This is a genomic window from Flavobacterium sp. CF136 (assembly GCF_000282055.1).
Lineage (GTDB): Bacteria > Bacteroidota > Bacteroidia > Flavobacteriales > Flavobacteriaceae > Flavobacterium.
Window position 1 is genome coordinate 61,817 of sequence record NZ_AKJZ01000023.1, and the last position, 6,667, is coordinate 68,483.

The 6,667-nt window shown below is 33.2% G+C and carries 7 protein-coding genes; 1 reads left to right on the plus strand and 6 read right to left on the minus strand.

The window, feature by feature from the left end:
* Positions 1 to 31: 31 nt before the first annotated feature.
* Genes PMI10_RS10105 through PMI10_RS10120 form a run of 4 tightly spaced genes read right to left on the minus strand, consistent with a single transcriptional unit; the run spans position 32 to position 4,397 of the window.
* Positions 32 to 1,150, minus strand: a complete 1,119-nt coding sequence (locus tag PMI10_RS10105; RefSeq protein ID WP_007807347.1) for an efflux RND transporter periplasmic adaptor subunit — start codon at positions 1,148 to 1,150, stop codon at positions 32 to 34.
* A 39-nt stretch (positions 1,151 to 1,189) separates the two neighbouring features.
* Positions 1,190 to 2,455 carry an ABC transporter permease gene (locus PMI10_RS10110; RefSeq protein ID WP_007807349.1) on the minus strand — a complete coding sequence of 422 codons (1,266 nt, stop codon included), beginning with the start codon at positions 2,453 to 2,455 and terminating at the stop codon, positions 1,190 to 1,192.
* 3 nt (positions 2,456 to 2,458) lie between these two features.
* Positions 2,459 to 3,703: an ABC transporter permease gene (locus PMI10_RS10115; RefSeq protein WP_007807350.1), complete on the minus strand. Its 1,245-nt coding sequence runs from the start codon at positions 3,701 to 3,703 to the stop codon at positions 2,459 to 2,461.
* Positions 3,696 to 4,397, minus strand: a complete 702-nt coding sequence (locus PMI10_RS10120; protein ID WP_007807352.1) for an ABC transporter ATP-binding protein — start codon at positions 4,395 to 4,397, stop codon at positions 3,696 to 3,698. Before PMI10_RS10120 ends, PMI10_RS10115 begins: the two co-directional genes overlap by 8 nt.
* A 175-nt stretch (positions 4,398 to 4,572) precedes the next feature.
* On the opposite strand from PMI10_RS10120, the gene PMI10_RS10125 reads away from it, so the two are divergent.
* Positions 4,573 to 5,979 carry a DUF4403 family protein gene (locus PMI10_RS10125; protein WP_007807354.1) on the plus strand — a complete coding sequence of 469 codons (1,407 nt, stop codon included), beginning with the start codon at positions 4,573 to 4,575 and terminating at the stop codon, positions 5,977 to 5,979.
* 55 nt (positions 5,980 to 6,034) lie between these two features.
* Here the strand turns inward: PMI10_RS10125 and PMI10_RS10130 are convergent, their stop codons facing one another.
* Entirely contained in the window at positions 6,035 to 6,232 is a 198-nt protein-coding gene (locus PMI10_RS10130) for a helix-turn-helix domain-containing protein (RefSeq protein WP_035631680.1), read from the minus strand.
* Positions 6,233 to 6,238: 6 nt separating this feature from the next.
* Positions 6,239 to 6,466, minus strand: coding sequence for a helix-turn-helix domain-containing protein (locus PMI10_RS10135; protein WP_007807357.1), 228 nt, complete (start codon positions 6,464 to 6,466; stop codon positions 6,239 to 6,241).
* Positions 6,467 to 6,667 lie beyond the last annotated feature (201 nt).

Here is a 6,667-nt window from a genome sequence, read left to right on the forward strand (position 1 = left end):
TAAAAATCTAAAATCTTTTCAGTTTTCTAATTTATTTCTTTTTCTCTTCTTCATTAATCAAACCCTGATTCCAGATTTTAATTTTATCCGAAACTTTGATTCCACTTTTAACCTGAACATAAATTCCGTCACTAACTCCTAAAACTATATTTTTTCTTTGAAATTTCTGAGGAGCGGTTTCAATCTCTACATAAGGTTTTTGTGTTTTCTTGTCAAACTGAACCAATGATTCTTTGATTGCCAAAACTTTTTCGGCTTTTTCTAAGATGATTGAAGCATTTGCGCTTAAGCCGGCCCTAATAAAAGTAGCGTCTTTATTTTCTAAAGAAGCTTTAATTTCAAACTGGATGGCACCATTTTCAGTTACTCCTTTTGGTGCTATGTAAGTTAATGCTGCATTAAATTTTTTGTTTTCGATAGCCCCAACAGTGATTTCAATTGGCATTTTTTCTTTTATTTTACCAACTTCAGATTCATCAATTTTTCCAACAAAAATCATTCTTCCAACATCTGCAACACTGGCAATCGTAGTACCTTCATTAAAATTATTACTTTCAATAACCTGATTCCCTACTTTTACCGGAACATCTAAAACCATTCCGTTCACAGTAGAACGAATTAAGGTATTAGCATAACTACCTAAAGATGATGTAGTTCCTGTTTTTACAATATCTAAACTCTGTTTTGCTGCCTGATAATTTTGTTTTGCCTGTTTGTAAGCTAATTGAGCCGCATCAAAATCATTTGCCGAAATAACATCCTTATCAAATAATGTTTTTTGTCTCTGATAAATTTTCTCTTGATTATCTAAAGCAATCTTAGCTGTCTGTACCTGATTTTGTGTACTGCTCACATTCGAAACATTGGCAACAACCCTGATTTTAGCAATCATATCTCCCGCTTTGATTTTCTCACCTGCTTTAATGTAAACCTGCTCAATAATACCCGAGATGTTTGGTTTGATTAGAACCTCTTCATCAGGCTGAATATTACCTGTCGCAATAGTGCTTTTTATAATCGTTTTAATTTCTGCTTTTTCAGTTTTAAAGACAATTGGAGACTCTTGATTTTTAGCGTATAAATAGTATAATGCGCCAAAGAAAACTAAAGCAATAAAAATTAAAATGGTTACGGTTACTCCTTTTTTCATTTTGTGTTTGATTTAATCGATTATTTTTTGATTGATAATTTATTCTGTTCGTAAAGCATCTACCGGCTTCACATTGATTGCAGTCTGAGCCGGAATAAATCCTGCTAATAAACCAGACCCTACTAATATTAATAATGCTACAAATACAACCCTTAAATCTACACTTGGGTTGGCAAACATGGTATTACTGTCCGGAGGCATCGAATCCAGGGCCATATTCAGAACTGCTATAATTCCTGTTGCTACGGCAATTCCTAACATCCCCGAAATAATAGTTAAAAATATAGATTCCGATAAAATTTGTCCTCGTATAGCTGCCGGCGTAGCTCCTAAAGCTCTCCTGATCCCTATTTCTTTTGTACGCTCTTTGACTACAATAAGCATGATATTCGAAATACCGATTACACCGGAAATCAAGACTAAAGTTCCTACAAAATAAGCGATGATTTTTAGAATATCAAACAGACTTTGTACTTTATTGAATTGTTCATATAAATCAAAATTGCCAACGGCTCTGTCGTCTTCAGGATTTACAGAGTGAAGTGATTTGATTAATTCTAAAATTTTTGGTTTCAGGGAAGTAATTGATGTTTCGTCTTTTGCTGTCAGTGCCATCCAGCCTACTTTATCACCATAATTAAAAGCCTGCTGAAAAGTTGTAAACGGAATGAAAATATTTTTCTGCTCCTGTTCAGCATTTCCACCTTGCTGCTTAGAATGATAAACACCGATCACCATAAAATTAATTCCGTTTATTTTTACGTAGGTGCCAATAGCTTCTTCTTCTTTTCCATAAAGTTCACTAATAACTCCTTTACCAATCACTGCTATTTTTCTTCTTTCTGTAATATCCTGCTGATTTATAAAACGGCCTTTTATAATATCCATCGGCTGTTGTTTAATCAATTCGGGATAATCACCATAGATCGTAAAAGAGGAAGTTTTTGTTCCCCGAACTACATTATTTGTCCCGTTAAAATCACCTAACTGATTTCGCGGTGAGACATATAACAAATCCGGAAACGCCTGTTTTAATGCCATCACATCGCTATTTCTAAAATCATAACGGCGTGTTTTCGGCAATCCTTTATAAGCTTTAGACGTAGTCTGGCTCCACATAAACATGGTATTTGTAGCTATGCCGTCAAAACCTTTTTTTACCCCGTTTTCCAACCCCTTTCCTGCTGCAAGTAATATTACAAGAATAAATATCCCCCAAAACACACCAAATGCAGTTAGAATCGTCCTGAAAACATTGGCTGTTAAAGCCTGTAAAATTTCGTCCCAATTATCTTTATTAAACATAATTTATTCGTCTCTAAGTGCTACAATAGGTTTAATTTTGGCGGCTCTGTACGCTGGGAAAAATCCAGCCAATGCTCCTGCAAATACTAGCAGAACCAGTGTTGTTAAGGCTACACTAAAATCAACTTCAGGGTTTCTAAAATATTCACTTTCTACCATTGGCCCAACAAATTCCAGCAATAACAAACTTGCTAACAGACCTGAAAAACCTGCAATTGTGGTAATAAAAATGGATTCGTGAAGTATCATTCCTATTATTGAAACCGGTGAGGCCCCAAGTGCTTTTCTGATTCCAATTTCTTTTGTTCTTTCTTTAACGACAATAAGCATAATATTACTTACCCCTACAACTCCCGCAATTATCGTACAGATTCCTACCCACCAGAAAAACAATCTGATATAGAGGTTTAAGTCATAAAATTGTTTGGCATCTTCAACTGAATTATAGGCGCCAATTCCACCATCGTCATTTGGAGCTACTACATTTTTGCTCTTCAGTAAATCTTTTAAATCCTGAGTGAATTTTTTAGACTGCGCCAAAGCTTCATCATAATTATCTGTTTTTGTTAAAGTAAAAAACATATTACTTATTTTATCACCGCCTCCAAAAGTTCTTTGCACTGTCGTTTTAGGCAAATAGGCTCTGGCTTCTTCCCTTTCTCCTCCCGGATCAGTAAAAATTCCGATTACTTTAAAATTAATCTTATTAATCATGATTTCTTCTCCAAGAGCTTCTTTGTCTTTAAACAAATCAGTTTTAATCTTCATACCAATAACCGCAACCTTTTCGTTATTGTCAAGATCTTTGCTATTTACATATCGGCCCTTAACAACGGTAAGGTTTTCTATTATGGAATAATCGGGATCTACACCTCTGTATTGATAACTTCCGGATTCTTTTCCATATGAAAATGGAGCTCCCCAAAAATTATAAGTAGATGCTTTACTGTCTAATTTATCACCAAATTTCTGAACAGATTGTGTATAATCACTATTCCTAAACTGAATTTGTCTCCCCGGATTTAAACCTTTATACTCTTTTGTAGTTGTACCGGACCAAACTTCAATAATCCCTGCAGCATCACGCTCGAATTGTTTTTCAATTCCGTTCTGAAGTCCTTTTCCTGCACCCAGCAAAATCACTAAAATAAAAATACCTGAAGCCACAGAAATCCCGGTAAGAAAAGTTCTTAGCCTGTTTTTAGAGATTGCTTCAAATATTTCCTGCCAACGCTCAATATTAAACATAAGATGAAGCTCTAACTTGTTCTACCATTTTATCGTCGATAATTAATCCGTCTTTCAGGACAACATTTCTTTTGCACATTGCGGCAATATCCGGTTCGTGGGTAACGATCAAAATGGTTTTACCTTCATCGTTAATTCCTTGTATAAGTTCCATAACTTCGTACGAAGTTTTGGTATCCAACGCTCCTGTTGGCTCATCTGCCAATAAAACTTTTGGGTTTGAAGCCAGTGCTCTTGCTATTGCTACACGTTGCTTTTGTCCTCCTGATAATTCATTAGGCAAATGGTGCGAATGCGTACCCAAACCTACTTTTTCCAAATATTTCATTGCAATTTCGTAGCGTTCTTTTCTTTTTATACCTTGATAATATAACGGCATCGCAACATTATCAAGAGCTGTTTTATAGTTAATTAAATTAAAAGACTGAAAAACAAAACCTAAAAACTTATTTCTGTATTTAGAAGCAACAGTTTCGTTAAGTTTTTTTATTGGCGTTTTATCTAAAGTATAACTACCCGAATCTGCCTCATCCAAAATTCCTAAAATATTAAGAAGCGTTGATTTTCCAGATCCTGAAGATCCCATAATAGCAACTAATTCTCCTTCGCCAATATTAAAATTTATTCCTTTTAACACATGCAATTCTGAACTCCCCATTTTATAGGATTTATGTAAATCTTTGATTTCGATCATGATAGGCTAAATTTTAAAACAATAATAATATTTTTATTAAGTAATTTATGATAATAAAACGTTAATAATTCTGTTTTGTTCTTTTGAATAAGACTACATAAATAACTAATTGTTACACTTTTTCCAGAGAATATAATTGTTTTCTTAATTTTACACCACTTAATAAAATCACACAATGAAATTTTTTTCTTTTATCTCTCTTATCATAGCGCTGACATTATTAGTTGGTTGCAGTACTTCTCAAAAATTAGCTACCTTAAAACCTGAACCCGACGATGCCAGTCCGTTAGTTTACGAAAGCAATCCGTCCTTTATTAATTTACCTATCACGGTAAAATTAAAAGACATTGAAAATCAAACCAACACTCTTTTAAATGGACTTATTTATGAAGATAATGCTATTGAAGATGATGACATTGAAATGAAAATTTGGAAACAGGCTCCAATAAAAATTCAAAATGACCCTGCAAATCCTGATAAGAGAATAAAAACAATCTTACCCTTAAAAGTTTACATCAAATATAGAATTGGTACAAAAAAATTAGGTGTTGAACTTTATGACACCCGCGAATTTAATTTAAACGGAGTAATAACTTTGTCAAGTGAAGTCAATTTAACTAACTGGAAACTAAACACAAAAACTGAATTTAAATCACTTGATTGGAGTGAGAGCCCAACGATGACAGTTTTTGGAAAAAATATGCCTATCACCTACTTAGTAAATCCTGCAATTTCTATTTTTAAATCTAAAATTGAAAAAAGCATAGATGATGCTATCGAGAAATCTATGGATTTCAAACCAAATGTTTTATCTGCTTTAGAAAAAATATGCACTCCTTTTCAAATGAATGAATCTTATGAAAGCTGGTTGCGAATTACACCTGTAGAAATATATTCAACTAATGCAAAACTTAAAAATGATTTGTTTTTATTAGACATGGGAATGAAATGCAATATGGAAACAATCATTGGCAAACAGCCGGAATCTAAATTCAATGCCAATAAAATTATACTGAAGCCAATCGCTAAAATTCCAAATCAAATTACCGCAAATATTGCCGCAATATCGAGTTATGCAGATGCTTCAAAAATCATGACTAAAAATTTTGCAGGACAGGAATTCGGTTCAGGCAGTAAAAAAGTCACTGTAAAGAACGTTGAGATTTGGCATAAGGATGGAAAAATGGTTATTGCTCTGGATGTATTAGGTTCAGTAAACGGAACGATCTATTTAAACGGGTTTCCACAATACAATCCTCAGACCAAAGAAATCTATTTCGATAAACTTGATTATGTTTTAGATACGAAAAGTAAGCTCCAACGTACAGCAAACTGGCTTGCGCAAGGTTTTATTTTAAGAAAAATGGAAGAAAGCTGCCGATATTCAATACAGCCAAACTTAGAAGAAGGTAAAAAAAGTATGGCTTCTTATCTGAAAAACTATTCTCCACTTCCAGGTGTTTTTGTAAACGGAAAAATGGAGGACATCCAATTTGATAAAATCCACTTAACCAATCAGGCTATTATAGCATTTATCAAAATAAACGGAACCGTAAATGTTTCTATAGATGGATTGAAATAAAAAAAAGACCGAATAAGTGGCCTTTTATATTTTAAGAACCCCACACTCCGGGATCTTAAAACTTAAATAATTCGATATAATCTATTTCCAGCGCATTGCAAATTTTTTCAAGAGTCGAAAGTGTTGCATTCGCATTTCCGTTTTCAAGTCTGAACATGTTACTCTTCTCAAAATTACATTTTGAGGCCAAATCCTGTTGAGAAATATTTTTCTGAATTCTTTTTCCACCTTTTTGCTGTAAGGTCTGTTTCAATTTGAATTATATTTTCCGAAACAACTCTGAAATTTCGACATTTAAAGCTTTACTAATACGCATAAGCTTATCAATACCCATAATTTGTTTACCTAACATGTATCTCCTTAATGCTTCTATATCTAAATCTGAATCATGAGCCACGTGCCGTACTTTAAGATTTTTTTCTTTAATAATCTCTTTTATGTTATTTCCAACAATCTTCACAGATTCAGGTACTTCAGTTTTTCTCATCGTTCTTATTATTATAAGGATGAAAATTATAACTAAGTAGCTGAAAAAACAGGAATACATACATCCAGTTAAATAAGTCTGTTTCTATGTATATTTGTTTAATAATAAGAAAAAAATAAAACCATGAAAGCAGAGCATAAAGAGTCAGTCACAGAATTTTTAGATTTAATGAGTAAAATAAAATATTTTACAAAACTAAAA

Bases quoted from the DNA above. Each gene is read 5' to 3' on its own strand.
- PMI10_RS10135 (WP_007807357.1), bottom strand. From the start codon at position 6,466: ATGAGAAAAACTGAAGTACCTGAATCTGTGAAGATTGTTGGAAATAAC.
- PMI10_RS10105 (WP_007807347.1), bottom strand. From the start codon at position 1,150: ATGAAAAAAGGAGTAACCGTAACCATTTTAATTTTTATTGCTTTAGTT.
- PMI10_RS10120 (WP_007807352.1), bottom strand. From the start codon at position 4,397: ATGATCGAAATCAAAGATTTACATAAATCCTATAAAATGGGGAGTTCA.
- PMI10_RS10125 (WP_007807354.1), top strand. From the start codon at position 4,573: ATGAAATTTTTTTCTTTTATCTCTCTTATCATAGCGCTGACATTATTA.
- PMI10_RS10115 (WP_007807350.1), bottom strand. From the start codon at position 3,703: ATGTTTAATATTGAGCGTTGGCAGGAAATATTTGAAGCAATCTCTAAA.
- PMI10_RS10110 (WP_007807349.1), bottom strand. From the start codon at position 2,455: ATGTTTAATAAAGATAATTGGGACGAAATTTTACAGGCTTTAACAGCC.